This window comes from Streptomyces flaveolus (assembly GCF_044765825.1).
Classification (GTDB): domain Bacteria; phylum Actinomycetota; class Actinomycetes; order Streptomycetales; family Streptomycetaceae; genus Streptomyces; species Streptomyces flaveolus.
Map to the genome: position 1 here is coordinate 133,040 of NZ_JBIWKU010000007.1, position 26,663 is coordinate 159,702.

The following is a 26,663-nucleotide window of genomic DNA, read 5'->3' on the forward strand; positions in this document are numbered from 1 at the left end:
GGAACGCACAGCCGCGAGGATCCCCGTACTTGTCGACATCATGTACGGGGAGGGCCACTTGAGGAAGACCAGGCTGCACCGGAGAGCCGCGGCGTTCGGCTCGGCCGGAGCACTCGTCACCGCCACGCTGATAGCCGGCGCCGTCACCGCGCCGGTGGCCAGTGCCAGTCCGGCCGCCGGCCGGGGGCACGGGCAGGGCGGGGACCGCGAAGCGCGCGGCGCCGCCATCGCCGCGGCCCGCGCGGCGCAGGCCGGCATCGACTGGCAGGACTGCCCCGCCGACTGGAACCTGCCGAAGCCGATCCAGTGCGGCTACGTCACCGTCCCGGTCGACTACGCCAAGCCGTACGGCAAGCAGATCAAGCTCGCCGTCGACCGCATCGGCAACACCGGTACGGCGTCCGAGCGCCAGGGCGCGCTGATCTACAACCCGGGCGGCCCCGGCGGTTCCGGCCTGCGCTTCCCGGCCCGCGTCACCAACAAGAGCGCGGTGTGGGCCAACACCGCCAAGGCCTACGACTTCGTGGGCTTCGACCCGCGCGGCGTCGGCCGGTCCGCGGCCATCTCCTGCGTCGACCCGCAGAAGTTCGTCAAGGCCCCCAAGCCGGACCCGGTGCCGCGCTCCGAGGCCGACAAGCGCGCCCAGCGCAAGCTCGCCGCCGAGTACGCCGAGGGCTGCTTCGAGCGCAGCGGCGCCATGCTGCCGCACATGACCACGCCGAACACCGCGCGCGACCTGGACGTCATCCGCGCCGCCCTCGGCGAGAAGAAGCTCAACTACCTCGGCGTCTCCTACGGCACCTACCTGGGCGCGGTCTACGGCACCCTCTTCCCGGACCACGTGCGCCGGATGGTCGTCGACAGCGTCGTCAACCCGTCCCGCGACAAGATCTGGTACGAGGCCAACCTGGACCAGGACGTCGCCTTCGAAGGCCGCTGGAAGGACTGGCAGGACTGGGTCGCGAAGAACGACGCGACCTACCACCTCGGGGACACCCGCGCCGAGGTCCAGGAGCAGTGGCTCAAGCTGCGCGCCACCGCGGAGAAGGCGCCTCTCGGTGGCGTCGTCGGCCCGGCCGAGCTGATCTCCTTCTTCCAGAGCGCTCCGTACTACGACTCGGCGTGGGCCCCCACGGCGGCGGTCTTCAGCAAGTACGTCGCCGGTGACACCCAGGCCCTCGTCGACGCCGCCGCGCCGGACCTGTCCGACACCGTGGGCAACGCGTCCTCGGAGAACGGCAACGCCGTGTACACGGCGGTCGAGTGCGCGGACGCCAAGTGGCCCACCGACTGGCGCACCTGGGACCGGGACAACACCCGGCTGCACCGCGACCACCCGTTCATGACCTGGGCCAACGCGTGGATGAACCTGCCGTGCGCCACCTGGCCGGTCAAGCAGCAGACCCCGCTGAACGTGAAGACCGGCAAGGGGCTCCCGCCCGTGCTGATCGTCCAGTCCGAGCGTGACGCGGCCACCCCGTACGAGGGCGCCGTCGAACTGCACCAGCGGTTCAAGGGCTCCCGCCTGATCACCGAGCGGGACGCCGGCTCCCACGGCGTCACCGGCCTGGTCAACCCGTGCATCAACGACCGGGTGGACGCCTACCTGCTCACCGGCAAGCTGGACGCCCGGGACGTGACCTGCGCCCCGCACGCCACGCCCAAGCCGTAATCACCGCAGGGAGAACCGAGGGGGCGGCCGGTAACCGGCCGCCCCCTCTTCCTGTCGTCCGCCGGCATCGTCAGACCGGCCGGGCCGCCAGCCAGGCGTCCTCCGCCGCGTAGTCGAAGAGCTCGCCGTAGTTCTGCGCCATCTTCGGGAAGGCCTCCCGCCAGTCCCGCCCGGCGAGACGCTCCTCGAGCCAGGCCACCGTGTCCGGCAGGGTCTCGGCGTACCGGGCCACCGGGCGGTAGCCCAGCTGTCGCTGAGCCGCCGTCATGTCGCACACGACCGGCGCGGGCACGGACCACGGAGTGTCGCCCAGACCCTCCACCGGCGGCGGACCGTCCACCAGGACGTCCTCGGCCCGCACACCCATCACCGCGTCGATCGCCGCCGCGATCTCCGAAACCGTCGGCGCGTCGGGATCGACGGCGTTGAGCACGCGCGTTCCCGGCCGCGGGGCGGCCAGCCGGATCAGCTCGGCGATGTTGTGCACGCTCGCCGGATGGAAACGGCTCGCACCGCCGTACGCGAGCACGCGCCGCCGCCTGCCGTCCAGGTTGCGCTTGACGAAGTACAGTTCGCGCGGGGTCCGGCAGTGCGGCCCGTGGATCGCTCCCGCGCGCAGCAGCGTGACCGGCAACCGGTCCCCGGCGGCGAGGAGTTCGTTCTCCAGGGCCGCCTTGCGGGTGCTGTACGACGTGTCGCCCGGCCGGACCGTGCGCTGCTCCTCGGTGAGCGGCACCGGGTACTCGGGGAACCCGTCGGGCTCGTCCTGCGTGTCGAAGTTCCGGCCCTTCGCGTCCTCGTAGACCGACACGCTGGAGATCACCACCGCCGAGCCGACGCGCTCGGCGAGCGAGACCAGCTGCCGGGCGTGTTCGGCGCCGTAGGCCACCATGTCCACCAGGACGTCACAGCCGTCGCCGACAGCCGCGGACAGCGCCCCGTCGTCCTCCCGGTCCGCGCGCACCACCCGTACGTCCCCGGGCCAGTCCGCGTCGCGGCCGCCGCCGCGCGAGACGGCCGTCACCTCCCAGCCGTCGCGGGCCAGCGACCCCACGGCCGCCCGTCCGATCTGTCCCGTCGCTCCGATCACCACAGCTCGTGTCATAGGGGGACCGTAGGCGCACACCCTCCCGCCGGGCCACGTCCTTCTGCCGAGGGCAGACACCGAGTGCCTAGCGATGCGGCAGCCGGGGGAACCGCCGGCCCTTCGCCGCCCTCTCGGCCTCCTCGGCCTTGACGTCGGCCGCGTACCGGTCGACGTACTCCTGCTCGGACAGCGACAGGATCGCGTACATGATCTCGTCGGTCACGGCGCGCAGTACGGCCTTCTCCCCCTCCATGCCCGCGTAGCGGGAGAAGTCCAGCGGCCGGCCGAAACGGATCACCACGGGGTGCACCTTCGGGATCTTCCGGCCGGGCGGCTGCGCCTCGAAGGTGCCGATCATCGCGCACGGCACGACCGGCACCCCGGCCCTGAGCGCCATCACCGCGACGCCGACCTTGCCCTTGTACAGCCGGCCGTCGTGCGAGCGCGTGCCCTCCGGGTAGATGCCGAGCAGCTCACCCCGGCCCAGCACGCCGAGCCCTTCGCGGATCGCGGCCTGCCCCGCCTCCTTGCCGGAGCGGTCCACCGGGATCTGTCCCGCGCTGCGGAAGAAGAACGCGGTCAGCCGGCCCTTGAGGCCGGGACCGGTGAAGTACTCGGCCTTGGCGAGGAAGGTGATGCGGCGCCGCAGCACGGCGGGCATCAGGAAATGGTCGGAGAACGACAGATGGTTCCCGGCGACGATGGCCGCGCCCGAGTCCGGCACATGGTCCAGGCCCTCGATCCGGGGGCGGAAGACCAGCCTCAGCAGCGGGCCGAGCAGTACGTACTTGAGCACGTAGTAGAACATGGTTCGCCCTCTCACCCGGATTGATGCTGCTCCCATGCTGAGTCACCTGACGGGTCATCACCAGCGCCAACCGGCTTTGTCCTGTGTGTGGAAAAAGTTTGCTCAGGTCCTGCGTAAGTTCTTCCGTGCCCGGTAAAACGCTGCTACGTTCCTCCCCGAAAGCCCGGCGAGCCGGCCCCCGCGGGGGACAGGCGCCCGGCGCCCAGCCGCAGGCGAGGGAGGGGAGGGGTTCGTGAGACGGATGACCGCTCGGCCTGAGAACGCGCATCAGGCACTGCTTCTCCGGTCACTGCGTGACGGCGGCCCCGCCTCCCGCGCCCGGCTGGGCGACCTGGTGGACCTGTCCCGTTCGAGGCTGGCCGTCGAGGTGGGCCGGCTGCTGGAGACGGGTCTCGTCGCCGCGGACGGACTCGCCCCCTCACGAGGGGGGCGGCGTTCGCCCAGCGTCCGGCTCGCGCCGGCCCTGCGGTTCCTCGGTGTCGACATCGGTGCCACGTCGATCGATGTCGCCGTGACCAACGCGGAGTTGGAGGTCCTGGGCCATCTGAACCATCCGATGGACGTCCGGGAGGGGCCGGTGGCGGTCTTCGAGCAGGTGCTGTCGATGGCCGCCAAGCTGCGGGCCTCGGGGCTCGCGGAGGGCTTCGACGGCGCCGGGATCGGCGTCCCGGGACCGGTCCGCTTCCCCGAGGGCGTGCCGGTCGCACCGCCGATCATGCCGGGCTGGGGCGGTTTCCCGGTGCGGGAGGCGCTCAGCCAGGAACTCGGCTGTCCGGTCATGGTCGACAACGACGTGAACCTGATGGCGGTGGGGGAGCAGCACGCGGGCGTGGCGCGATCCGTGGGCGACTTCCTGTGCATCAAGATCGGCACCGGCATCGGCTGCGGGATCGTGGCCGGTGGCGGCGTCTACCGGGGGACGACGGGCAGTGCCGGCGACATCGGCCACATCCAGGTGGAACCGGGAGGCCGTGCGTGTTCGTGCGGCAACCGGGGCTGCCTGGAGGCGCACTTCAGCGGTGTCGCCCTGGCCGGTGACGCGGAGGAGGCCGCGCGCACGGGCCGGTCGGCGCAGCTCGCCGCCCGGCTCGAGAGCGCAGGGCGTCTGACGGCACTGGACGTGTCGGCTGCCGCGGCGGCGGGCGACACGGTGGCGCTGGAGCTGATCCGAGAGGGCGGCAGGCGCCTGGGCCAGGTCATCGCCGGGCTTGTCAGCTTCTTCAATCCGGCGCTGGTGGTGCTCGGCGGTGGTGTGACCGGGCTCGGGCACACCCTGCTGGCCAGTGTCCGGACCCAGGTGTACCGGCAGTCGCTGCCGCTCGCCACGGGCAGACTGCCCATCGTGCTGGGCGAGTTGGGACCGCTCGCCGGCACCGTCGGCGCCGCCCGGCTCATCAGCGACCACGTCTTCTCACCGGCCTGACGCCGCCGGGCCCGGCACCGCGGCCCGCAGCGCCGAGCACCGCTCCACCCGTACGCCCCGGCACCCAGGACGCCAGGGGCTCCGCAGAGCCGCCCACGTACCCGAACACCCTGCCCTGCCCGCTCACGGCCCACATCCGCCGAGGGGATCCTCATGGCACCACAACCACCCTTGCTCACCATGTCCGGCATCACCAAGTCGTTCCCGGGCGTCCGCGCCCTGGACGGTGTGGACCTCGACGTCCAGGCCGGCGAGGTCCACTGCCTCCTCGGCCAGAACGGCGCAGGCAAGTCCACTCTGATCAAAGTGCTCGCCGGAGCCCACCAGCCCGACGGCGGTGAGATCACCTGGCGCGGCGAGCCCGTGACGCTCGGATCGCCGATCGCCGCCATGCGCCTGGGCATCGCCACCATCTACCAGGAACTCGACCTGATCGAGGGGCTGTCCGTCGCGGAGAACGTCTTCCTCGGGCACGAACCCACGGCCGCCGGGTTCGTCGTACGCGGCTCCGCCGCCCGCACGGCGACCGCGGACCTGCTGAAACGGCTCGGGCACCCGGAGATCGATCCGGCCCGGCTCGTCGGCGACCTGTCCGCGGCGCAGCAGCAGATCGTCTCCATGGCCCGCGCGCTCTCCCACGACGTGCGGCTGATCGTGATGGACGAGCCGTCGGCGGCACTGGACCCCGACGAGGTCGACAACCTCTTCCGGATCGTGGGCGATCTGACGGCCGACGGCGTCGCCGTCGTCTACATCTCCCACCGTCTGGAGGAGATCCGGCGCATCGGCGACCGGGTCACGGTCCTCAAGGACGGCCGGGCCGTGGCCGGCGGCCTGCCCGCGGAATCGACACCGACCCACGAGGTCGTGTCCCTGATGACCGGGCGGAACGTCCCGTACGTCTTCCCCGAGCGCGCCCGGGCCGGGTTCGCCGCCGGGAGGCAGCCGGTGCTGACGGTCGAAGGGCTGACCCGGCGGGGCGAGTTCGCACCCGTCGATCTGGAGCTGCGGCCCGGCGAGATCGTCGGCCTGGCCGGACTCGTCGGGTCCGGTCGCAGCGAGATCCTGGAGACGATCTACGGAGCCCGCAAGGCCGACTCGGGTCGCGTCCTCGTCGACGGCACCCCGCTGCGCCCCGGCAGTGTCCGCGCCGCCGTCCGCGCCGGCATCGGCCTCGCGCCCGAGGAACGCAAGGCGCAGGGCCTGTTGATGCTGGAGTCCGTCAGCAGCAACGTCTCGGTCTCCACCCTCCCCCGGTTCGCCCGGGCCGGCTGGCTCGACCGGCGTGCCGAGCGTGCCGCCACGCATCAGGCGGTCCGGGAGCTGTCCCTGCGGCCCGACAATCCCGACGCCGCGATCAGGACGCTGTCCGGCGGCAACCAGCAGAAGGCGGTGCTCGCACGCTGGCTGCTGCGCGGATGCAAGGTGCTGCTGCTGGACGAGCCGACCCGGGGTGTCGACATCGGCGCCCGGGCGGAGCTCTACGCAGTGATCCGCCGGCTGGCCGACGAGGGCCTGGCCGTACTTCTCGTCTCCAGTGAGGTGCCCGAAGTCCTGGGCCTCGCCGACCGGGTGCTGGTGCTCCGCGAAGGCAGCGTCGTGCACACCGCGGACGCCCGGGAGCTCGACGAGCACCGTGTACTCGACCTCGTAATGGAAGGGAGCCCGACGCCATGACGCAGCCGGCCTCTACGGCACAGCAGGACCCGCCCACGTCCGTCACCGAACCCGCCACCGGCAAGGGCGGTTCGCACCGGCCGCTCGGTCTCCGGTGGGACGTGCGCAGTCTGTCGTTGCTCGGTGTCCTCGCCGTACTCGTCGTGGTCGGCGGGATCACCGCGCCGGACGAGTTCCTGGCCACGAGCAATCTGCAGCTCGTGCTCACCCAGGCGTCCGTGATCGGTGTCGTCACCGTCGGCATGACGTTCGTCATCACCAGCGGCGGGATCGACCTGTCGGTCGGCGCGATCGTGGCGCTCGCCTCGGTGTGGGCGACGACCGTCGCCACGCAGGAGTTCGGCTTCGCGGGCATCCTCTTCACCGCCGTGATCGTCGGTGTGGGCTGCGGTCTCGTGAACGGCCTGCTGATCGCCTACGGCAGGATGGTGCCGTTCATCGCGACCCTCGCCATGCTCGCCTCCGCCCGTGGCCTGGCCCTGCAGATCACCGACGGCAGCACCCAGGTCGTGACCGTCGAGTCGGTGCTCGACCTCGGTGTCCGGGACGCCTACGTCCTCGGCATCCCGCCCCTGGTCCTGGTGTTCGCCGCGGTCACCGTCATCGGCTGGCTGCTGCTCAACCGCACCACGTTCGGCCGCCGCACCGTCGCGGTCGGCGGCAACGCGGAAGCGGCGCGGCTCGCCGGCATCGACGTCCGCCGCCAGCGCCTGTACCTGTACCTGCTGTCCGGCCTGTGCTGCGGTATCGCCGCGTTCATGCTGATCGTGCTGGCCGGCTCGGGACAGAACACCAACGGCAACCTCTACGAGCTGGACGCCATCGCCGCGGCGATCATCGGCGGCAGCCTGCTCAGCGGCGGCCGCGGCACCATCGTCGGATCCGTCCTCGGTGTCCTGGTCTTCACCACGATCACCAACATCTTCGCCCTGAACAACCTCGAGACCGCTGTCCAGCAGATCGCGAAGGGCGCCATCATCGTCGCCGCCGTCCTGGTCCAGCGCCGCTCGATGCGCGGCGGCGACGCCTGACGCCGCGCCGCACACCGCCGGACGGCGGGACCTGACCCCGCCGTCCGGCAACCGCCTCCCTCCTCTTTCGCACATCGCACCATCGAAGGGTCGGTCCGACATGTCGAGAATCCCCGCCACCAGCCGCAGAGGGCTGCTGTTCGGCACCGCTGCCGTCTCGGCCGGCGCGCTGCTGACGGCCTGTACCAGCAACGAGCCCAAGAACCAGCAGCAGGACACGAACAACGCCCCGGTCGCGGACGACAAGCCGGGCAAGGCCGTCACCATCGGCTACGCGGGTCCCCAGGCCGACCACGGCTGGCTCAACGCCATCAACCAGAACGCCAAGTCGCGTGCGGAGAAGTACGCGGACGTCACCCTGGAGATCACCGAGGGGTCCAACGACACGGCCGCACAGATCGGCCAGGTCCAGACCCTGATCAACAAGAAGGTCGACGTCCTGGTGATCCTGCCGGCCGACGGCAAGGCGCTCACCCAGGTCGGCCTGCAGGCCATGAAGGCGGGCATCCCCGTCATCAACCTGGACCGCGTCTTCGCCTCCCAGCAGGCCTACCGCTGCTGGATCGGCGGCGACAACTACGGCATGGGCCTGAACGCCGGCCACTACATCGGCGAACAGCTCAAGGACAAGCCGGACGCCAAGGTCGTCGAACTCGCCGGGCTGGACAACCTGGAGCTGACCCAGCAGCGCACCAAGGGCTTCGACGACGCTCTGAAGAACTACCCCAACATCCGGAAGGTGGCGCGCCAGGCGGCCGACTTCACGGTCGAGTCGGGCCAGGCGAAGACGGCACAACTCCTCCAGGCCCAGTCGCAGTTCGACGCGCTGTGGAACCACGACGACGACCAGGGCGTGGGTGCGCTGCGCGCCATCGAGCAGGCCGGCCGGGACGACTTCCTGATGGTCGGCGGAGCGGGCGCCAAGTCCGCGATGGAGGCCATCAAGGCCGGCAACTCCGTCCTCAAGGCGACCGTCCTGTACCCGCCGACGATGGCCGCGTCCGCCATCGACCTCGCCCGCGCGCTCGGCCAGGGCAAGGGCGTCGGCGGCATGGCCGAGTTCGAGATCCCGTCGTCGCTGACCCTGTACTCGGCCGTGGTCACCCAGGACAACGTCGACCAGTACCTGCCGACCGGGTTCATGTGACCGGTCCGGGGCGGCCGTGCCCCACGAGCGCACCGATGAGTCAGTGACACTCCGACGAGGAGGAATCCGTATGGAACACAGGGACGGCCGGACCGCACCGCCGCCACTCGGCGTGGGCATGGTCGGCTACGCGTTCATGGGCGCCGCGCACTCACAGGGGTGGCGCACCGCCGGGCGCGCGTTCGACCTGCCGCTGCGGCCGGTCCTCGCCGCGATCGCGGGCCGCGACGCGCACGCCGTGCGGGCGGCGGCCGACAAGCACGGCTGGGCCGCGGCGGAGACCGACTGGCGCGCCCTCCTGGCCCGCGACGACGTGCAGCTCGTCGACATCTGCACACCGGGCGACAGCCATGCGGAGATCGCGATCGCGGCACTGGACGCCGGCAAGCACGTGCTGTGCGAGAAACCCCTGGCCAACTCGGTCGCCGAGGCGGAGGCCATGGTCAGGGCCGCCGAAGCGGCCCGGGCACGCGGGCAGGTGGCCATGGTGGGCTTCAACTACCGGCGCGTCCCCGCCCTCACCCTCGCGCGCCGGCTCATCGCCGACGGCAGGCTCGGCACGCTGCGCCACGTACGGGTCACCTACCTCCAGGACTGGCTGGTCGACCCCGACTTCCCGCTGACGTGGCGGCTGGAGCGCGAGCACGCCGGTTCGGGGGCGCTCGGCGACCTCGGCGCGCACATCGTCGACCTCGCCCAGTACCTGGCGGGGGAGCAGCTGGTCGGGGTCTCCGCCCAGATGGAGACCTTCGTCAAGGAACGCCCCCGCCTCGACGCGGCGTCCGCCGGCCGGGCGGCTGCCGGCGGCGTCCGGCGCGGGGCGGTCACGGTGGACGACGCGGCCGTCTTCACCGGCCGGCTCTCCTCGGGGGCGCTCGCCACGTTCGAGGCGAGCCGGATGGCGTCGGGGCGCAAGAACGCCCTGCGGCTGGAGGTCAACGGGGAGCTGGGTTCGCTCGCCTTCGACCTGGAGCGGCTCAACGAGCTGTCCTTCCACGACCACCGGGAGCCCGCCGCCACGGCGGGGTTCCGCAGGATTCTCGTCACCGAGGCCGAGCACCCGTACCTGGAGGGCTGGTGGCCGCCGGGCCATACGCTCGGCTACGAGCACACCTTCACCCACCAGGCCCGCGACCTGGTCGAGGCCATCGCGTCCGGCTCCGACCCGACGCCGTCCTTCGCCGACGGACTCCAGGTGCAGCGGGTGCTGGCCGCGGTGGAGGAGAGCGCGCAGAAGAACGCCGTCTACACCCCTGTCGAGGCGGTCCGGGCCGAAGCCGGGAGCTGAACTGCCGCGGGCCGCAGGAGTGTCCGCCCCTGAGCCGACGGTGGGCGGGGAGGCCGGCCCCGTACCCCCGCCCGCCGTCTCCGACCACCGCGGAAGGGAGCGTCCCCCGCGTCACCCGCCCGGCGTCTCGGCGCCGGGCGGGCCCAAGGCGTGCCCGGAAACCCGCGAAGTACGGGACAGTCTGCCCGACTTGATCCTGTCGGAACCCCAGCAGCCTTTCCCCGAGAAAGTTCAGTCTTTGTCCTTGACGAGTGGAAAGTGAGCGCTCTAGCGTCCAACCGACTCACTCCGCACGGGTTTTCACCTGTTTCACCTGCAGCGGCCAGCCGGGGCACCAGCCCACCGGGCTCTCAGTGGCCGCCGACCAGCTCAAAGGAGTTCCGAGTGCGCAACAGACGGATCGTCACCCTGATGGGGGCAGCGGTACTGGCCGGGACCGCCGGGCTCCTGACCGTCCCCACGGTCCAAGCCGCCCCGTCGGACCCGGCACCGCCGGCCGCGTCGGCCTTCCAGAAGGTCACCCTCAACGACCGTCCGGGCGAGCCCATGGCCCTCGCCGTCCTGCCCGACCGACGGGTGCTGCACACCGCGCGGACGGGCGAGGTGCGGATCAACGACCCGAAGAGCGGGGTGAACTTCCTCGCCGCGGACATGAAGAAGAGCCCCGCCGGTCTCTACCAGCACGACGAAGAGGGCGTGCAGGGCATCGCGATCGACCCCGACTTCAGCAAGAACAAGTGGGTCTACCTCTACTACTCGCCCCGCCTGAACACCCCCATGGACGACCCGGCCACGCCGGGCGTGAACGAGGGCGACGCGCCCGAGTACGGCACCGCCGCGGACTTCGCCAAGTACAAGGGCGTCACGCGGCTGTCGCGGTTCAAGCTCGAGGGCAACAAGCTGAACTTCGCCTCCGAGCAGAAGATCCTCGACGTCCCGGCCGACCGCGGCATCTGCTGCCACGTCGGCGGCAAGATCGACTTCGACGGCAAGGGCAACCTGTTCCTGTCGACCGGCGACGACTCCAACCCGTTCGCCTCGGACGGCTACGCCCCGCTCGACGACCGTCCCGACCGCAACCCGGTCTACGACGCGCGGCGCACCGCGGGCAACACCAACGACCTGCGCGGCAAGGTCCTGCGCATCAAGGTCAAGAAGGACGGCGGATACACGATCCCGGGCGGCAACCTCTTCAGGCCCGGCACGCCGAAGACCCGTCCCGAGATCTACGCGATGGGGCTGCGCAACCCGTTCCGGTTCGCGGTGGACGACAAGTCCGGCGAGGTCTACGTCGGCGACTACTCTCCCGACGCCAACACGGCGAAGCCCGACCGCGGCCCCGCCGGCCACGGCCGCTGGATGGTCATCGACCGTCCCGCCAACTACGGCTGGCCGTTCTGCGTGACCCAGGACATGCCGTACCAGGACTACGACTTCGCCACCAAGAAGTCGAGCGGCGCGTTCGACTGCGCCAAGCCGGTCAACGACTCACGCAGCAACACCGGCCGCACGGAGCTGCCGCCGGTCACGGACGCGGAGATCGTCTACGGCTACGGGGCCTCCGAGGAGTTCCCGGAGCTCGGCACGGGCGGCATCGCCCCCATGGGCGGCCCGGCGTACCGCTACGACAAGCGGAACACGGCCGAGAACCGCTGGCCCGCGTACTTCGACGGCAAGCCGCTCTTCTACGAGTGGACGCGTGACCAGATGCTCGCCCTCACCGTCGGCAAGAGGAATCAGGTCGAGAAGATCGAGAACGCGCTTCCCTCGATCACGACGGACGGCCCGATCGACGCCGAGTTCGGCCCCGACGGCGCGCTGTACGTCCTCGAGTACGGCACCGGGTACTTCGCGGAGCTGCCCGAGGCCCAGCTGTCCCGCATCGACTTCACGCGGGGCAACCGCACCCCGGAGCCCAAGGCCGCCGCGGACGTGGTCAACGGGACCAGCCCGCTGACGGTCCGGTTCTCCAGCGCCGGCACCAAGGACGCCGACGGTGACGCCCTCAGCTACGCCTGGGACTTCGACGCCGACGGCACCGTGGACTCCACGGAGGCCAACCCGACGCACACGTTCACCGAGAACGCCGTCTTCGACGCCACGCTGAAGGTCACCGACAGCACCGGCCGCTCGGCCGCCGCCTCGGTCCCGGTCGTCGTCGGCAACAAGGCGCCGGTCGTGTCCCTCACGACCGACCCCGCCCCGCACGGGGGCACGCCGTTCCACTGGGGTGACACGGTCACCTGGAAGGTCACCGTCACCGACGACCAGCCGGTGGACTGCTCGAAGGTGAGCGTCTCGTTCATCCTGGGCCACGACACGCACGGCCACCCGCTCTCCTCGAGCACCGGCTGCTCCGGATCGTTCGAGACGTTCGTGGACGGCGGTCACGCCGGTGCGGACAACCTGAAGGCGGTCTTCAACGCCTCCTACACGGACACTCCCCCGGACGGGCTTCCGGCCCTCTCGGGCAGCGCCGAGGTCGCGCTGACGCCGGCCGGCTGACCGGCGGCGGAGCCACGCAGAACGGGGCGCCACCCCTGCGGGTGGCGCCCCGTCCAGCTCTGCGGTCGCTCAGAACTTCGGCGTCGGCGCCTGCGCCTCCACCAGCTCAGCCGCCTCCTCCTGGGTCTGCACCGAGGGCGGGGACCCGGCGAGCGGCTGCTGGGCCGTCTCCTTCATGCAGGCCACCGCCACGACACCGACCAGGGCCGCGGCCATCGAGTAGTAGGCGGGCATCATGTCGGAGCCGGTGACGCTGATCAGCGCGGTGATGACCAGCGGTGTGGTGCCGCCGAACAGCGACGTCGACAGGTTGTAGCCGACCGAGAGGGACCCGTACCGGACGTTGGTGGGGAACATCGCCGGGAGCGCCGCGGACATCGTGCCGAGCAGACAGACCAGGGACAGGCCGAGCAGCAGCATGCCGCCCGAGACGGCGAGCAGACTGCCGTCGCGCACCAGCACGAAGGCCGGGGCGGACAGGACGAAGAACCCGACCATGCCGGTCATCAGCACGGGCTTGCGGCCGAAGCGGTCGGAGAGCCGGCCCACCTGGTTGATGATCAGCATCAGCAGCACCATCGTGACCACCAGGATCAGCAGACCGTGGCTCTCGCTGTAGTCCAGCTCGTCCGACAGATACGTCGGCATGTACGAGAGCAGCATGTAGTCCGTGATGTTGTACGCGCCGACCAGGGCGATGCACAGCAGCAGCGCGCGCCAGTGCGTGCGGAAGATCTTGGCGAGGTCGCCCCGGGCGGTGGTCTCCACCGCGTTCGCCGCCTCGGAGACGTGGACGTGGGAGTCCTCCAGCTTGAGGAACGCGGGCGTGTCGTCCAGCTTCAGCCGCAGATAGATACCGACGATGCCGAGGGGAGCGGCCAGCAGGAAGGGGATGCGCCAGCCCCAGGCGTCCATGGTGTCGCTGCCGAGCCACGCGGTGAGCGCGGTGACGAGACCGGCGGCGCCGGTGTACCCGGCGAGGGTGCCCAGCTCCAGGAAGCTGCCGAAGAAGCCGCGCCGCTTGTCGGGCGCGTACTCGGCGATGAAGGTGGACGCGCCGCCGTACTCGCCGCCGGTGGAGAAGCCCTGCAGCAGGCGGAAGAGGATCAGCAGGAGCGGGGACCAGAAGCCGATCGCGTCGTAGCTGGGGATGAGCCCGATGGCGGCGGTGCCGATCGCCATGAGGATCATCGTCAGCGCGAGCACCTTCTTGCGGCCGATCTTGTCACCCATCGGGCCGAAGACCATGCCGCCGAGCGGGCGCACCAGGAACGCCACGGCGAAGGTGGCGAACGAGGACAGCAACTGCGCGGTGTCGCTCCCGGACGGGAAGAACACGCGGCCGATGGTGCCGGCCAGGTAGGCGTAGATGCCGAAGTCGAACCACTCCATGGCGTTGCCCAGCGAGGCCGCCTTCACGGCCCGTTTGACCGCGGCCTCGTCCGTGACGGTGATGTCCGACCGCCGGAGCCTGGGGTTCTGCCGACGTCTGATGGCCCGGAACAGCGCCGGATGGCGGCGGATCGCCGCGGCGTCGGGCTCTGGGCCGTTCTCGTTGGGGGACGTGACGGCCTCCCTTTCCACGCGCAGACACTCCGGTGGAGCACTGCTCGGTCGTACGTTTCTCGGGTCGTACCGTTCCCCCGATCATGCTGGTTATGGGCGTGACGTCGGTCATGTGGCTGCGCCGATGAGGTGAGCGGCCGCACTGAGTACCCTTCGCACATGCGGATCTCCGTCTCCTCCGACATGGACGAACCCGTGGCCGGCCTCCTCGTGGAGGAGCTGCGCGGACGCGGTCACGAAGTGCTGACGCACGGTGCGCTGCGCCCCGGGGAGGACCCCCAGTGGGCGGTCTGCTCGGAGCGGGCGGCACGGGACGTCGCCGCCGGCACGGCCGACCAGGCGGTGGTGTGCTGCTGGACCGGCACGGGCGCCTCGATCGCGGCGAACAAGGTCCCCGGCGTACGGGCGGCCCTGTGCACCGACGCGTACACGGCCGACGGGGCACGCCGCTGGAACGACGCCAACGTGCTCGCCCTCAGCCTGCGGCTCACCTCCCCGCCGGTGCTGCGGGAGATCCTCGACGCCTGGTTCGCGGCCGGACCCAGCGAGGACGCCGAGGACCGCGGCAATGTCACCCACGTCGAGCGGCTCGACCGGGGCCGAGCCGCTCCCTGACGCGGACGCTCAGGAGGTCAGGACCTTCTCCAGCGTCCCGAGCGCACCCCGCAGCTCCTCGCCGGTCACCGTCAGCGGTGGCGCCAGGCGGATCGTGGAGCCGTGGGTGTCCTTGACGAGGATGCCCTCGCGCATCAGCCGCTCACTGACCTCGCGGCCGGTGCCGAGCGCCGGGTCCACGTCGACGCCCGCCCACAGCCCCCGCGCCCGGAAACCGACGACGCCCTTGCCGACCAGCGCCTCCAGGCCCTCGCGCAGCACCGCGCCCAGCACGGCCGCCCGGCGCTGGAACTCGCCGGTCTCCAGCAGCTCCACCACCGCCGTGCCGACCGCGGCGGCCAGCGGGTTGCCGCCGAAGGTCGAACCGTGCTCACCCGGGTGCAGCACACCGAGCACCTCGCGGCGGCCGACCACCGCCGACACCGGCACGATGCCGCCGCCCAGCGCCTTGCCCAGCAGCACCACGTCCGGGACGACCGACTCGTGCTCAACGGCCAGGGTGTGCCCGGTACGGCCCAGGCCCGACTGGATCTCGTCCGCGACGAACAGGCAGCCCGCCCGCCGGGTCAGCTCCCGCACCCCCGCCAGATAGCCGTCGTCCGGGATGTTGACACCGGCCTCGCCCTGGATCGGCTCGATCAGCACGGCCGCCGTCGTCTCGTCGACCGCCGCCTCCAGGGCCGCCAGGTCGTTGTACGGCACGATCCGGAAGCCGGGGGTGAAAGGACCGAAGCCCGAGCGGGCCGTCTCGTCCGTCGAGAAGCTCACGATCGTCGTCGTACGGCCGTGGAAGTTGTCCGCGGCGACCACGATCGTCGCCCGGTCCGCCGGGACGCCCTTCACGTCGTACGCCCACTTGCGGGCCACCTTGATGCCGCTCTCCACCGCCTCCGCGCCGGTGTTCATCGGCAGCACCATGTCCGTGCCGGTCAGCGCGGCCAGCCGCTCGGCGAACCCCGCGAGCCGGTCGTTGTGGAAGGCCCGCGAGGTCAGCGTCAGCCGGTCCAGCTGGCGGTGCGCGGCCTCGATCAGGGCCGGGTGGCGATGACCGAAGTTGAGCGCCGAGTAGCCGGCCAGCATGTCCAGATAGCGGCGGCCCTCCACGTCCTCGACCCAGGCGCCCTCGGCGCGGGCCACGACCACGGGCAGCGGATGGTAGTTGTGGGCGAGGACGGGCTCCTCCGCGCGGATGAGCTCCTCCGAGCCACGGCTACGGGCGGGTGCGGTCATGAGCGGATCTCCCGGATCTCCTGGGTGCAGCACTTGATGCCGCCACCCGCCTTGTGGAACTCGGACAGGTCGACGGGGACGGGGACGTAACCGAGGCCCGCGAGCCGGTCGGCGAGTTCCGGTGCCCCGGGCGAGAGGAAGACGTGCCGCCCGTCGGACACGGAATTGAGCCCGAACGCCATGGCGTCCTCACGGGTGGCGAGCACGGCGTCCGGGTAGAGCCGCTCCAGCACCTCCCGGCTGCCGGGCGAGAAGGCCCCGGGGTAGTAGACGATGTTGCCGTCGCCCCCGTCGTGACCGTCGTCGAGCACGAACAGGGCCGTGTCCAGATGGTAGAAGTACGGGTCCACCAGTGTCAGCGACACCACCGGCCGCCCGAAGTACTCCTGCACCTCGCGGTGCGCCTCGGGCGTGGTGCGGAAACCGGTGCCGGCCAGGATCCAGCGGCCCACCGGCACGAGGTCGCCCTCGCCCTCGCAGACCGCCTCGGGAAGGTGCACGTCGAAGCCGGCGCCCTTGAACCACGTCTCGTAGGGGACGGACTCGGGGCGGCGTTCCGGCGCGTGGAACAGCGAGCCGAAGACCCGGCCCGCCACGACGAGGGCCGCGTTGGCGGCGAACACCATGTCGGGCAGTCCGGGGACCGGCGTGACGGTGTCCACGGTGTGCCCGTGGAGGCGGTAGGTGTCGATCAGCGCGCGCCACTGGGTCAGCGCACGGCCCGTGTGGACGGGCTCCCCGGAACACATCCACGGGTTGATCGCGTACTGCACGGCGAAGTGTCTGGGTTCGCAGACGAGGAAGCGCCGCCGGCGCGGCACACGGGAGTCGGACACAGAGGGGTGCCTCCGCTTCCTAACTGATGGTGACTGCGGGATGACACCACGGTAGGAAGCGATCCGGACGGACGACAAGCGACGAGAGCTGCGTGTCGGCGCACGATCGCTGCGTCCTTGGCCAGGTCAGCGCACGTCTGCTGCGCCCTCCGGCGCCGGATGGTTCGCTCCGGCCTCCGGGCTGTCCGGCAGCAGGTGCGACAGCACCATCACACTGATCGTCTTCCGGATGAACGGCTCCGCCCGGATCCGCTCCAGCACCTCCTCGAAGTGCTCCACGTCCCGCGCCCGCACATGCAGCAGCGCGTCCGCCCCGCCGGTCACCGTCATCGCCGCCGTGATCTCCGGATAGCCCCGCACGACCTCCGCCAGCCGCCTCGGCGGCGCCGCCCCCTCGCAGTACACCTCCACGTACGCCTCGGTGCGCCAGCCCAGCGCGGACGGCCGCACCGTCGCCGTGAACCCGGTGATCACGCCGGTCTCGCGCAGCCGGTCCACCCGGCGCTTGACCGCCGTCGCGGAGAGCCCGATCCCGGTGCCGATCTCCGCGAACGACGTCCTGGCGTTCGCCATCAGGGCGGTGACGATCTTCCGGTCGAGCTCGTCGAAGGGCGAGGGCCTGCTGTTCATGCCCGCACTGTAGCCAGCCGGCGCCCGGCCGCCCCGGCCCGGCGGGAACCCGCACGCCGGGCACATGTCCAGGCGTCCCGATTCCACCTACACTCCACGTTCATGCTGCGCGCCCTCGCCGTCGACGACGAACGCCCCTCGCTGGAGGAACTGCTCTACCTGCTCAACGCCGACCCACGGATCGGCAGCGTGGAGGGCGCCGGTGACGCCACCGAGGCGCTGCGCCGCATCAACCGGGCCCTGGAGTCCGGCCCGCACGGCCCGGAGGCCATCGACGTCGTCTTCCTCGACATCCAGATGCCCGGCCTCGACGGGCTGGACCTCGCCCGGCTGCTCACCGGCTTCGCCCGGCCGCCGCTGGTCGTGTTCGTCACCGCGCACGAGGACTTCGCCGTCCAGGCCTTCGACCTCAAGGCCGTCGACTACGTCCTCAAACCCGTCCGCACGGAACGGCTGGCCGAGGCGGTCCGCCGCGTCGTCGAACAGCGCGGCACCGCCACCGCCGCCCCCCGCATACCCGTGCACGAACCGGACCCCGGCCACATCCCCGTCGAACTCGGCGGCGTCACCCGTTTCGTGGCCGTCGACGACATCACACACGTCGAGGCCCAGGGCGACTACGCCCGCCTGCACACCGACAAGGGCAGCCACCTCGTCCGCATCCCCCTGTCCACCCTGGAGGAGCGCTGGCGCGCCCGCGGCTTCGTCCGCATCCACCGCCGCCACCTGGTCGCCCTGCGCCACATCGGCGAACTCCGCCTGGACGCCGGCACCGTCAGCGTCCTGGTCGGTGCCGAGGAACTCCAGGTCAGCCGGCGCCACGCCCGCGAACTGCGGGACCTGCTCATGCGGAGGCCGTGAGCGTGCCCCAGGACCCCGCCGAACGCCGCGTCACCGTCACCGGCCCGCCCAGGCGCACCCTCGGGGCCTCCGGCTACTACCGCCCGCGCACCGAGATCGACGAGCAGACCACCCTCGGCCACACCTACGTCCGCTCCCTGATGCGCAGCCAACTGCGCGCCGGACTCGCCGCCTTCGCCGTGCTCGGGCTGCTCGTCGGCCCGCTGCCGCTGCTGTTCGCGGTGATGCCCGACGCCCGCCGCCTCGAATGGGCCGTCCTCGGCTTCGGCCTGTACGCCCCGCTCGTCCTCCTCGCCCGCTGGTACGTGCGCCGCGCCGAGCGCAACGAACGCGACTTCGTCCGCCTCGTCGAGGACCGATGAACCCGAACTACGCGATACCCGCCGTCGCCCTCGTCGCCGTCGCCACCGTGCTGGTCGGCGCGTTCGGCCTGCGCGTCTCCCGCACCACCTCCGACTTCTACGTCGCCTCCCGCACCGTCGGCCCCCGCCTCAACGCCGCCGCCATCAGCGGCGAGTACCTCTCCGCCGCGTCCTTCCTCGGCATCGCCGGCCTGGTCCTCGTCCAGGGCTCCGACATGCTCTGGTACCCGGTCGGCTACACCGCCGGCTACCTGGTCCTGCTGCTGTTCGTCGCCGCCCCGCTGCGCCGCTCCGGCGCCTACACCCTGCCCGACTTCGCCGAGGCCCGGCTCGCCTCCCAGGCGGTACGGCGGCTGGCGGGCGCCTTCGTCGTCGGCGTCGGCTGGCTGTACCTGCTGCCCCAGCTCCAGGGCGCCGGGCTGACGCTGACCGTGCTGACCGGCGCGCCCGACTGGCTCGGCGGAGTGATCGTCGCGGTCGTCGTCGTCGCCATCGTCGCCGCCGGCGGCATGCGCAGCATCACCTTCGTGCAGGCCTTCCAGTACTGGCTGAAGCTCACCGCCCTGCTCGTCCCCGCGCTCTTCCTGGTCCTGGCCTGGCAGGGCGACGGCGCGCCCGGCCACGCCTTCGAGGAACCGGCCACCTTCCGCGAGCAGCGGTCGGTCAGGGCCGGCGACGCCCTCACCCTCAAGCTCGACCGGCCGCTCACCGTCACCGTGGACGGCACCGTGGACGGCCGCGCCCTCGACGGCACCCAGGTCCAGCTCCCCACCGGCACCCACCACATCGGGTCCGGCACCCGCCTGACCTTCACCGAGGGCACCCCGGTCCCCGCCGCCGGACGCGGCGCCGACGACGCCCTGTCGCCCTCGCGGGCCGAGAGCCGCACCGAACGCCCGCTCTACGCCACCTACGGGCTGATCCTCGCCACCTTCCTCGGCACCATGGGCCTGCCGCACGTCGTGGTGCGCTTCTACACCAGCCCGACCGGCGTCGCCGCCCGCCGCACCACCGTCGCCGTCCTCGGCCTGATCGGCGCCTTCTACCTGCTGCCGCCCGTCTACGGCGCCCTCGGCCGCCTCTACGCCCCCGAGCTGACCCTCACCGGCGACGCCGACGCCGCCGTCCTGCTGCTGCCGGACCGGGTGATCGGGGGAGTGGGCGGCGACCTGCTCGGCGCCTTGGTCGCGGGCGGCGCCTTCGCCGCGTTCCTGTCCACGGCGTCCGGGCTGACCATGGCCGTCGCGGGCGTCCTCACCCAGGACGTGCTGCCGTCCCGTGCCGTCCCGCACTTCCGGCTCGGCACCCTGCTCGCCATGGCCGTGCCGCTGGCCGCGAGCGCCCTGGTCGGCGGGCTGCCGGTGGCCGACGCCGTCGGTCTCGCCTTCGCCGTGTCCGCCTCCTCCTTCTGCCCGCTGCTCGTCCTCGGCATCTGGTGGCGGCGGCTGACCCCGCCCGGCGCGGCGGCCGGGATGCTGGTGGGCGGCGGCTCCGCCCTGCTCGCCGTCGCCGCGACCATGGGCGGCTTCCCGGGCGGCGGCGGCGCGCTGCACGCGCTGCTGGCCTGGCCCGCCCTGTGGTCGGTGCCGCTGGGCTTCCTCACCATGGTCCTGGTCTCGCTGGCCACCCCGGGCCGGGTACCGGCCGGGACGGCGGCGATACTGGCCCGCTTCCACCTGCCGGAGGAGCTCGGCACCGAGGAACTGCGCACCGAGGAACGGCGCGCGGACGACCTGCGCGAGGAGGTGACGCCGTGAGCGGATTCCTGGCGGGCCTGATCGTCGCCGTGCTGCCCCTGCTGGCCGCGGGCTTCTGGCTGGGGCGGCGCACGGCCCGGCCGCAGAACCTCGGCGGGCTCGGCACCCCGGTCGAGCACGCCACCTTCCAGACCCTGCACACCGCCTCCCTCGCCACCCCGCCGCTGCGCGCCGGCCTGACCGAGGAGACCGCCCGCAAGTCGGCCCGCAAGCTGCGCTCCCTGCTCGGCACCGACGCGCTGTGCCTGGCGGACCACAAGGAGGTCCTGGTCTGGGACGGCGTGGGCGCCCACCACCGCGCCGAGATCATGGAGCGCCTCGCCGGCCCGCTGGAGACCGGCCGCGGCGAGGCCTTCCCCCTCACCTGCGACACCCCCGACTGCGCGGTGCGCTGGGCGGTCGTCGCCCCGCTCACCGTCGACGACCGGGTGCACGGCGCCCTCGTCGCCTGCGCGCCCCGCGAGTCCGCCGTCCTGGTCCGGGCGGCGGGGGAGGTGGCCCGCTGGGTGTCGGTCCAGCTGGAGCTGGCCGACCTCGACCAGTCCCGCACCCGGCTGATCGAGGCCGAGATCAAGGCGCTGCGGGCCCAGATCTCGCCGCACTTCATCTTCAACTCGCTCGCGGTGATCGCGTCCTTCGTGCGCACCGACCCCGAGCGCGCCCGCGAGCTGCTGCTGGAGTTCGCCGACTTCACCCGCTACTCGTTCCGCCGGCACGGCGACTTCACCACGCTCGCCGACGAGCTGCACGCCATCGACCACTACCTGGCGCTCGTGCGGGCCCGCTTCGGCGACCGCCTTGCCGTCACCCTCCAGGTCGCCCCCGAGGTGCTGCCGGTCGCCCTGCCCTTCCTCTGCCTGCAGCCGCTCGTCGAGAACGCCGTCAAGCACGGCCTGGAGGGCAAGTCGGACAAGTGCCACATCCAGATCACCGCGCAGGACGCGGGTGCGGAGGCCCTGGTCGTCATCGAGGACGACGGCGCGGGAATGGACCCCGGCCTGCTGCGCCGCATCCTCGCGCGCGAGGTCAGCCCGTCGGGCGGCATCGGCCTGTCCAACGTCGACGACCGGCTCCGCCAGGTCTACGGCGACGACCACGGCCTCGTCATCGAGACCGCCGTCGGCGCCGGCATGAAGATCACCGCCCGGCTGCCCAAGTACCAGCCGGGCGTCCACTCGGCCGGACGGCTCGGCCGCGAATGAGGGCGGCCGGCGCTGCTCAGGTGCTGCGCGTGGCGACCATCCCGACCGTGATCAGGCCGAGGACGACCCAGCCGAACCACAGCCAGCCGTTGCTGCCGAGCGCCACCGTGTAGGCCGTCACCGCGACCAGGCCGCCGATGGTGAGCGCCCCCATCGTCTTCGTGGAACTGTCCGTGGAACCGGGCATCGCGACACCCTCCTCATGGTCCGTTGCCCTCCATGGTGCCCCCGTTCCGCCGTCGCACGGTGCAGACGGCGAGATGTGCACCGTTTTTCCCGGCCCGCGGCGAGATCCGGGAGCCCGCCTCGTACAGGGAGGGGTCGAATCCGTAGTCACGCGGCGGCACGTCCCGCGCACACGCCGCGTCCGCCGCGGCGGGGGCCTCGGCGGGCGTGACGCCGGCGGCCGGCCGGGTGAAGCCGAGCACCTGCTCGTCGTACGGGCCCGCGCAGGACACCAGCCGTACCTCCCGCGCGGAGCGCAGGTCCAGACAGTCCCGCCGCTGCATGGTTGCGGTGTCGGCGAACACCGACCCCGGCTCGCGGTGCCGGCCGAGCGGCCCGTAGACCGGCCCGTACGCGCCCAGCACCAGGCAGGCGGTGCGCCGCCCGGCGGCCTCGAAACCGTCCCCGGCCGGCACCACCGCGACGCCGCGCACCCCGGCCAGCCGCCCCCGGACCTCCTGCGTCCGCTGCTCGCACCGCGCCGGCCCCAGCTCCCGGGCCTCCTCGGGGGACGACGCGGGCACGAACGCCATCACCTGCCCGTCGGGCGCCCCGCCCCGGCAGGCCGCGTCGAGGGTGAGACGGGGCGTGCCGGAGAACCGGACCCCGCCCGGCCAGTCGGCGCGGACGCAGTCCCCGTCCTCCAGCGGCGCCACGAGCCCCACGGCGTCGCCGTACGGCATCCCCGTCCCCTCGGCCGCGCGGTCGGCCAGGGCGTACCAGACGCCGCCGAGGGCCAGGGCCGCACCGAGGGCCCCGGCCAGGGCGGCACGCAGAGGCCGGGAGAGCGGACGCCGGCGTCTGTGGGCCGCGGGGGCGGGCGCGTCCGGCGCGGGCACGGGCGGGGCCACCGCGGTCCAGGGCGGCTGGGATGCCGGGTCGGTCCCCGGCCGGAGGCCCGCATCGGTCTGCGGGGTGACGATCCACGCCAGTTCCGCCTCCGCCTCGGCGGCGGTGATCCGCAGCCCCGGATCGCGGGCGAGGAGCCGGTCCAGCAGGGGACGCAGCGCACCGGCCCGCACCGGTGGACGCGGTACCCCGGACTCGGGATCGAAGGGATCACGGCCCTCGACGCCGTAGTACAGCGTGCGGCCGAGCGAGAACAGGCCGTCGTCGCCCTCCGGGCCCGCGGCGCGGTGCCCCGTCAGCAGGATCCGCCCGTAGGGCACGCCGGCGCGGTCGGGAGCGAGCAGGACGTCCGTCGGTGACACGCCCCGGTACGGCTCCCCGCACGCGTGCCCGGCGGTGAGAGCGGCGAGCACGGCCAGCCCGACCCGGGCGCACTCGGCCGGAGCCAGCGGGCCGCGCCGGGCCACCAGCTGCCGCAGGTCGACCGCGCCCGCTACGTGCTCCGTGACGGCCCAGCACCGGCCTTCGTGTTCCACCGCGTCGTGCACGGTCACCGTGTGCGGACGGCCGTGCGGCCGTGGCGTGACCCGGCAGCCGGCGCGGACGGCCTCGAGCACGACCTCGCGGGCCTGTCTCTGATCGTGGGCGAGCCACACCCGCACCGGCCCGCCGTCGCCGAGCGGGCGCAGCAGCAGGTAGCGGCCGGCGATGACGCGGCCCACCTCGGACGGTGGTGGTTCCGGCGACGCATGACGTGACATACCGCTCCCCCCGGGCGGTTCCCCCGACGGGCGTCATGCTACTGAACCCGGTTCCCGATCAGCTGCCGCGTGCGTTCAGTGAGGCCAGATAGGCGTTGTACGCCTCGAGTTCCTTGTCGCCGTCGCGATCGGCGGCCCGGTCGGTGCGCCGCGCCTGCCGCTGGTCCGACGCGTACCACTGGGCCACCAGGGCGAGCAGCACCAGCACGGACGGGACCTCACTGAACGCCCAGGCGATGCCGCCCGCGGCGTTCTGGTCGGAGAGCGCGTCGATGCCCAGCGACGCGGGCGGGTTCCGGAACGTGTCGACCATGGGGGTGGACGCCATCATCAGCGCGATGCCGAAGAACGCGTGGAACGGCATGCCCGCGAACAGCTCCAGCATCCGCATCAGGTAGCCCGGCCGGTGCGGGCCCGGGTCCACGCCCATGATCGGCCAGAAGAAGACCAGGCCGACGGCGAGGAAGTGCACCATCATCCCGACGTGCCCGACCTTGGAGCCCATCAGGAAGTCGAAGATCGGGGTGAAGTACAGCGCGTACAGGCTCGCGATGAACAGCGGGATGGTGAACACCGGGTGCGTGATGATCCGCATGTACCGGCTGTGCAGCAGCATCAGCAGCAGCTCGCGCGGCCCCTTGCGGCCCCGGCCCGCCGTGGGCAGCGCCCGCAGCGCCAGGGTGATCGGGGCGCCGAGCAGCAGCAGGATCGGCGAGACCATGCTGATCACCATGTGCTGCACCATGTGCACGCTGAACATGACCATGCCGTAGTCGTTCAGCCTGGTGCACATCATCAGCCCGATGCTCAGCACACCGGCGACGAAACCGACGGTCCGTCCCACCGGCCACTTGTCACCGCGCCGCGTCAGCCGGACGACACCCCAGCCGTACAGCGCCAGGCCCACCAGGCAGGCGATCAGGAAGAAGGGGTCCGGCGACCAGCCGAGACCTCGCCCCAGCGTGAACGGCGGCAGATCCATCATCATGCCGTGCCCGCTGTGATCCATCCGCCGGCTCCTGTTTCGTGGGGGTTGAGCGCTGCTTGTCCGGACCAAGACTAGAACCGCCCCCGGCGACTCCTGTCACCGGGGGCGCGTCAGCGCCCCGTCAGGGGCGCGGCGAACTGCGCGACAAGCCACACACGGCCCGCAGCCCGCGGACCACTTCACGGGCCGAGCTCGACCCGGCGGGTCAGAGCACGCACTCCGCCTCGTCGTACCGCGCGTCCGGCACCGTCTTCAGCGTCTCCACGGCCTCGGCCAGCGACACCATCGCGATGTCCGTCCCGCGCAGGGCCGTCATCATCCCGAACTCCCCGCGGTGCACGGCCTCCACCGCGTGCCACCCGAACCGGGTCGCCAGCACCCGGTCGTACGCCGTCGGCGTCCCGCCCCGCTGGACGTGTCCGAGGATCACCGGCCGGGCCTCCTTGCCGAGCCGCTCCTCCAGTTCGACGGAGAGCTGGCGGGCGATCCCGGCGAAGCGCTCGTGGCCGTAGACGTCCTTGCCGCCCTCGTCGAAGTCCATGGTGCCCGCCTTCGGCTTGGCGCCCTCCGCGGCCACCACTATGGCGAACCGCTTGCCCGCCGAGAACCGCTCGCCGACCTTCGCGGTCAGTTCGTCGATGTCGAAGGGCCGCTCGGGGACGACGACGGCGTGGGCGCCGGCCGCCATGCCCGAGTGCAGCGCGATCCAGCCGGTGTGACGGCCCATGACCTCCACGATGAGCACCCGCTGGTGGGACTCGGCGGTGGTCTTGAGCCGGTCCAGGGCCTCGGTGGCGACGGTGACGGCCGTGTCGAAACCGAAGGTGACGTCGGTGACCGCGATGTCGTTGTCGATGGTCTTCGGCACGCCCACGATCGGCAGGCCGTTGTCGGACAGCAGCCGGGCCGCCTTCAGCGTGCCCTCGCCGCCGATCGGGATGATCGCGTCGAGTCCGAGTTCCGCGACATGGCCGCGGGCCCGCTCCACGCCGTCCCGCAGATGCTCGGGACGGACCCGGGAGGAGCCGAGGATGGTGCCACCGCGGGCCAGGATGCCGCCGACGGCGTCGAGGTCGAGCTTGAGGTAGTCGCACTCCAGGAGGCCCTTCCAGCCGTCCCGGAAGCCGATGACCTCGTCGCCGTGGTCGACGACGGCGCGGTGCACGACGGACCGGATGACGGCGTTCAGGCCGGGGCAGTCACCGCCGGACGTGAGGACACCAATGCGCATAGCCCGAGTTACCTTCTCAACGTGGCACGGGTCCGGACCGCGCTGTCCGGTTCGATTCCCCGCCACCCTAGCGGTACAGGGGGGCGGGGCCGAACCGTGCGTCCGCCTACTGGACGTACCCGCTCACCTGTGCGGATGCATCATCAGACGGGCCGGTTTGCGGGCGTCAGGAAGGCTGCTGGGCCGCCGCGATGCGCTCGTTGCGCAGCGCCTCGTACCACCGGTCGTCGGTCGGCGGCAGCGCGTTCACGTCGAGGGCCAGCTTCAGCAGCAGGTCCGCGATCAGCGGGTTGCGCGCCAGCACGGGCCCGTGCATGTACGTGCCGAAGACCGTGTCGTTGTACGCGCCCTCCGTGCCGTCGCCCGTGCCGTTGCCGTTGCCGAAGCGCACCTGGGCGAGCGGGCGGGCGGTGGGGCCGAGGTGGGTGACGCCCTGGTGGTTCTCGAAGCCGGTCAGCGGGGGCAGGCCGAGGCGCGGGTCGATGTCGCCGAGGACGTCGCCGACGCACCGGGCGCCCTCGCCGCGGGTCGAGACCACGTCGAGCAGGCCGAGGCCCGGCTCGCGCTGGCCGAGGTCGTTGATGAACTCGTGGCCGAGGATCTGGTAGCCGGCGCAGACGGAGAAGACGATCGCGCCGTTCTCCACCGCCCGGTGCAGGCCCCCGTCCCGGCGCAGCCGCTCGGCCGCGAGCCGCTGCGGACGGTCCTCGCCGCCGCCGATCAGGTAGATGTCGCCGGAGGTCGGGATCGGCTGGTCGCTGCGCACGTCGAGCCGTGCCACGTCGAGGCCGCGCTGGCGGGCCCGGCGCTCCACGACGAGGGCGTTGCCCTGGTCGCCGTACGTGCTGAGCAGGTCCGGGTAGATCCAGACGATCCGCAGTTGGTTGTCGCTCACGAAAATCCCCTGAAGTC

General features: G+C 72.1%; 23 protein-coding genes. 12 read left to right on the forward strand and 11 right to left on the reverse strand.

Annotated elements, in window-relative coordinates; genetic code table 11:
- Positions 1-40 precede the first annotated feature (40 nt).
- The gene (locus ACIRG6_RS22265; RefSeq protein ID WP_403324200.1) at positions 41-1,672 is read left to right on the forward strand and encodes an alpha/beta hydrolase; all 1,632 of its coding nucleotides are present in this window, start codon (positions 41-43) and stop codon (positions 1,670-1,672) included.
- Positions 1,673-1,742: 70 nt separating this feature from the next.
- Here ACIRG6_RS22265 and ACIRG6_RS22270 read toward each other — a convergent pair whose 3' ends face one another.
- Together ACIRG6_RS22270 and ACIRG6_RS22275 are read right to left on the reverse strand one after the other, a co-directional pair.
- Positions 1,743-2,777: an NAD-dependent epimerase/dehydratase family protein gene (locus tag ACIRG6_RS22270; protein WP_364682202.1), complete on the reverse strand. Its 1,035-nt coding sequence runs from the start codon at positions 2,775-2,777 to the stop codon at positions 1,743-1,745.
- A 67-nt stretch (positions 2,778-2,844) separates the two neighbouring features.
- Complete coding sequence (locus ACIRG6_RS22275; protein ID WP_239770339.1) at positions 2,845-3,567, reverse strand: lysophospholipid acyltransferase family protein; 723 nt, start codon at positions 3,565-3,567, stop codon at positions 2,845-2,847.
- A gap of 241 nt (positions 3,568-3,808) precedes the next feature.
- On the opposite strand from ACIRG6_RS22275, the gene ACIRG6_RS22280 reads away from it, so the two are divergent.
- The 6 genes from ACIRG6_RS22280 (at position 3,809) to ACIRG6_RS22305 (ending at position 12,638) form a co-directional block, all read left to right on the forward strand.
- Positions 3,809-4,990 (forward strand): ROK family protein, encoded by a 1,182-nt coding sequence (locus ACIRG6_RS22280; protein ID WP_364682204.1) that lies wholly within the window; start codon positions 3,809-3,811, stop codon positions 4,988-4,990.
- A 153-nt stretch (positions 4,991-5,143) separates the two neighbouring features.
- Positions 5,144-6,667 carry a sugar ABC transporter ATP-binding protein gene (locus ACIRG6_RS22285; RefSeq protein WP_351136775.1) on the forward strand — a complete coding sequence of 508 codons (1,524 nt, stop codon included), beginning with the start codon at positions 5,144-5,146 and terminating at the stop codon, positions 6,665-6,667.
- Complete coding sequence (locus ACIRG6_RS22290) at positions 6,664-7,698, forward strand: ABC transporter permease (protein ID WP_350718208.1); 1,035 nt, start codon at positions 6,664-6,666, stop codon at positions 7,696-7,698. The genes ACIRG6_RS22285 and ACIRG6_RS22290 overlap by 4 nt, the downstream gene beginning before the upstream one ends.
- Positions 7,699-7,798: 100 nt before the next feature.
- Positions 7,799-8,845 carry a substrate-binding domain-containing protein gene (locus ACIRG6_RS22295; RefSeq protein ID WP_364682209.1) on the forward strand — a complete coding sequence of 349 codons (1,047 nt, stop codon included), beginning with the start codon at positions 7,799-7,801 and terminating at the stop codon, positions 8,843-8,845.
- A gap of 70 nt (positions 8,846-8,915) precedes the next feature.
- Positions 8,916-10,133, forward strand: coding sequence for a Gfo/Idh/MocA family protein (locus ACIRG6_RS22300; RefSeq protein WP_364682211.1), 1,218 nt, complete (start codon positions 8,916-8,918; stop codon positions 10,131-10,133).
- A 384-nt stretch (positions 10,134-10,517) separates the two neighbouring features.
- Complete coding sequence (locus ACIRG6_RS22305; RefSeq protein WP_364682213.1) at positions 10,518-12,638, forward strand: PQQ-dependent sugar dehydrogenase; 2,121 nt, start codon at positions 10,518-10,520, stop codon at positions 12,636-12,638.
- 69 nt (positions 12,639-12,707) lie between these two features.
- Here the strand turns inward: ACIRG6_RS22305 and proP are convergent, their stop codons facing one another.
- The gene (gene proP, locus ACIRG6_RS22310; RefSeq protein WP_350718200.1) at positions 12,708-14,222 is read right to left on the reverse strand and encodes a glycine betaine/L-proline transporter ProP; all 1,515 of its coding nucleotides are present in this window, start codon (positions 14,220-14,222) and stop codon (positions 12,708-12,710) included.
- Between the two features lie 141 nt (positions 14,223-14,363).
- Here proP and ACIRG6_RS22315 point away from each other — a divergent pair, with 141 nt between their 5' ends.
- A complete protein-coding gene (locus ACIRG6_RS22315; protein WP_364682215.1) occupies positions 14,364-14,819 on the forward strand; it encodes an RpiB/LacA/LacB family sugar-phosphate isomerase in 456 nt (151 codons plus the stop codon).
- A 9-nt stretch (positions 14,820-14,828) separates the two neighbouring features.
- Here ACIRG6_RS22315 and rocD read toward each other — a convergent pair whose 3' ends face one another.
- From rocD to ACIRG6_RS22330, 3 genes are all read right to left on the reverse strand, one after another.
- A complete protein-coding gene (gene rocD, locus ACIRG6_RS22320; RefSeq protein ID WP_364819128.1) occupies positions 14,829-16,049 on the reverse strand; it encodes an ornithine--oxo-acid transaminase in 1,221 nt (406 codons plus the stop codon).
- Positions 16,046-16,885: a dimethylargininase gene (ddaH, locus tag ACIRG6_RS22325; RefSeq protein ID WP_403324204.1), complete on the reverse strand. Its 840-nt coding sequence runs from the start codon at positions 16,883-16,885 to the stop codon at positions 16,046-16,048. The genes rocD and ddaH overlap by 4 nt, the downstream gene beginning before the upstream one ends.
- A gap of 126 nt (positions 16,886-17,011) precedes the next feature.
- Entirely contained in the window at positions 17,012-17,515 is a 504-nt protein-coding gene (locus tag ACIRG6_RS22330) for an Lrp/AsnC family transcriptional regulator (protein WP_189231215.1), read from the reverse strand.
- Between the two features lie 102 nt (positions 17,516-17,617).
- Between ACIRG6_RS22330 and ACIRG6_RS22335 the strand changes: the two genes are divergently transcribed.
- Genes ACIRG6_RS22335 through ACIRG6_RS22350 form a run of 4 tightly spaced genes read left to right on the forward strand, consistent with a single transcriptional unit; the run spans position 17,618 to position 21,697 of the window.
- Positions 17,618-18,376 carry a LytR/AlgR family response regulator transcription factor gene (locus ACIRG6_RS22335; protein WP_318217573.1) on the forward strand — a complete coding sequence of 253 codons (759 nt, stop codon included), beginning with the start codon at positions 17,618-17,620 and terminating at the stop codon, positions 18,374-18,376.
- Positions 18,377-18,378: 2 nt separating this feature from the next.
- Complete coding sequence (locus ACIRG6_RS22340) at positions 18,379-18,738, forward strand: hypothetical protein (RefSeq protein WP_239770340.1); 360 nt, start codon at positions 18,379-18,381, stop codon at positions 18,736-18,738.
- Complete coding sequence (locus ACIRG6_RS22345) at positions 18,735-20,495, forward strand: sodium/solute symporter (protein WP_391984338.1); 1,761 nt, start codon at positions 18,735-18,737, stop codon at positions 20,493-20,495. The genes ACIRG6_RS22340 and ACIRG6_RS22345 overlap by 4 nt, the downstream gene beginning before the upstream one ends.
- Complete coding sequence (locus tag ACIRG6_RS22350) at positions 20,492-21,697, forward strand: sensor histidine kinase (RefSeq protein ID WP_364682224.1); 1,206 nt, start codon at positions 20,492-20,494, stop codon at positions 21,695-21,697. Before ACIRG6_RS22345 ends, ACIRG6_RS22350 begins: the two co-directional genes overlap by 4 nt.
- A 16-nt stretch (positions 21,698-21,713) precedes the next feature.
- On the opposite strand, the gene ACIRG6_RS22355 is transcribed toward ACIRG6_RS22350, so the two are convergent.
- The 5 genes from ACIRG6_RS22355 to ACIRG6_RS22375 all read right to left on the reverse strand — a co-directional run bounded on the left by ACIRG6_RS22355 (position 21,714) and on the right by ACIRG6_RS22375 (position 26,646).
- Positions 21,714-21,884 (reverse strand): hypothetical protein, encoded by a 171-nt coding sequence (locus ACIRG6_RS22355; RefSeq protein ID WP_225635017.1) that lies wholly within the window; start codon positions 21,882-21,884, stop codon positions 21,714-21,716.
- A 13-nt stretch (positions 21,885-21,897) separates the two neighbouring features.
- Entirely contained in the window at positions 21,898-23,532 is a 1,635-nt protein-coding gene (locus tag ACIRG6_RS22360) for a septum formation family protein (protein WP_403324208.1), read from the reverse strand.
- A 58-nt stretch (positions 23,533-23,590) separates the two neighbouring features.
- Complete coding sequence (locus ACIRG6_RS22365; RefSeq protein ID WP_318217569.1) at positions 23,591-24,541, reverse strand: cytochrome c oxidase assembly protein; 951 nt, start codon at positions 24,539-24,541, stop codon at positions 23,591-23,593.
- A 184-nt stretch (positions 24,542-24,725) separates the two neighbouring features.
- Entirely contained in the window at positions 24,726-25,751 is a 1,026-nt protein-coding gene (locus ACIRG6_RS22370; RefSeq protein WP_239770299.1) for a 6-phosphofructokinase, read from the reverse strand.
- A 166-nt stretch (positions 25,752-25,917) separates the two neighbouring features.
- Positions 25,918-26,646 carry a type 1 glutamine amidotransferase gene (locus ACIRG6_RS22375; protein ID WP_350718183.1) on the reverse strand — a complete coding sequence of 243 codons (729 nt, stop codon included), beginning with the start codon at positions 26,644-26,646 and terminating at the stop codon, positions 25,918-25,920.
- Positions 26,647-26,663: the final 17 nt, after the last annotated feature.

Excerpts from the sequence above, each read along its gene's own strand:
- ACIRG6_RS22265 (WP_403324200.1), top strand. The coding sequence starts at position 41 with ATGTACGGGGAGGGCCACTTGAGGAAGACCAGGCTGCACCGGAGAGCC.
- ACIRG6_RS22270 (WP_364682202.1), bottom strand. The coding sequence starts at position 2,777 with ATGACACGAGCTGTGGTGATCGGAGCGACGGGACAGATCGGACGGGCG.
- ACIRG6_RS22275 (WP_239770339.1), bottom strand. The coding sequence starts at position 3,567 with ATGTTCTACTACGTGCTCAAGTACGTACTGCTCGGCCCGCTGCTGAGG.
- ACIRG6_RS22280 (WP_364682204.1), top strand. The coding sequence starts at position 3,809 with ATGACCGCTCGGCCTGAGAACGCGCATCAGGCACTGCTTCTCCGGTCA.
- ACIRG6_RS22285 (WP_351136775.1), top strand. The coding sequence starts at position 5,144 with ATGGCACCACAACCACCCTTGCTCACCATGTCCGGCATCACCAAGTCG.
- ACIRG6_RS22290 (WP_350718208.1), top strand. The coding sequence starts at position 6,664 with ATGACGCAGCCGGCCTCTACGGCACAGCAGGACCCGCCCACGTCCGTC.
- ACIRG6_RS22295 (WP_364682209.1), top strand. The coding sequence starts at position 7,799 with ATGTCGAGAATCCCCGCCACCAGCCGCAGAGGGCTGCTGTTCGGCACC.
- ACIRG6_RS22300 (WP_364682211.1), top strand. The coding sequence starts at position 8,916 with ATGGAACACAGGGACGGCCGGACCGCACCGCCGCCACTCGGCGTGGGC.
- ACIRG6_RS22315 (WP_364682215.1), top strand. The coding sequence starts at position 14,364 with ATGCGGATCTCCGTCTCCTCCGACATGGACGAACCCGTGGCCGGCCTC.
- rocD (WP_364819128.1), bottom strand. The coding sequence starts at position 16,049 with ATGACCGCACCCGCCCGTAGCCGTGGCTCGGAGGAGCTCATCCGCGCG.
- ACIRG6_RS22330 (WP_189231215.1), bottom strand. The coding sequence starts at position 17,515 with ATGAACAGCAGGCCCTCGCCCTTCGACGAGCTCGACCGGAAGATCGTC.
- ACIRG6_RS22335 (WP_318217573.1), top strand. The coding sequence starts at position 17,618 with ATGCTGCGCGCCCTCGCCGTCGACGACGAACGCCCCTCGCTGGAGGAA.
- ACIRG6_RS22345 (WP_391984338.1), top strand. The coding sequence starts at position 18,735 with ATGAACCCGAACTACGCGATACCCGCCGTCGCCCTCGTCGCCGTCGCC.
- ACIRG6_RS22355 (WP_225635017.1), bottom strand. The coding sequence starts at position 21,884 with ATGCCCGGTTCCACGGACAGTTCCACGAAGACGATGGGGGCGCTCACC.
- ACIRG6_RS22360 (WP_403324208.1), bottom strand. The coding sequence starts at position 23,532 with ATGTCACGTCATGCGTCGCCGGAACCACCACCGTCCGAGGTGGGCCGC.
- ACIRG6_RS22365 (WP_318217569.1), bottom strand. The coding sequence starts at position 24,541 with ATGGATCACAGCGGGCACGGCATGATGATGGATCTGCCGCCGTTCACG.
- ACIRG6_RS22370 (WP_239770299.1), bottom strand. The coding sequence starts at position 25,751 with ATGCGCATTGGTGTCCTCACGTCCGGCGGTGACTGCCCCGGCCTGAAC.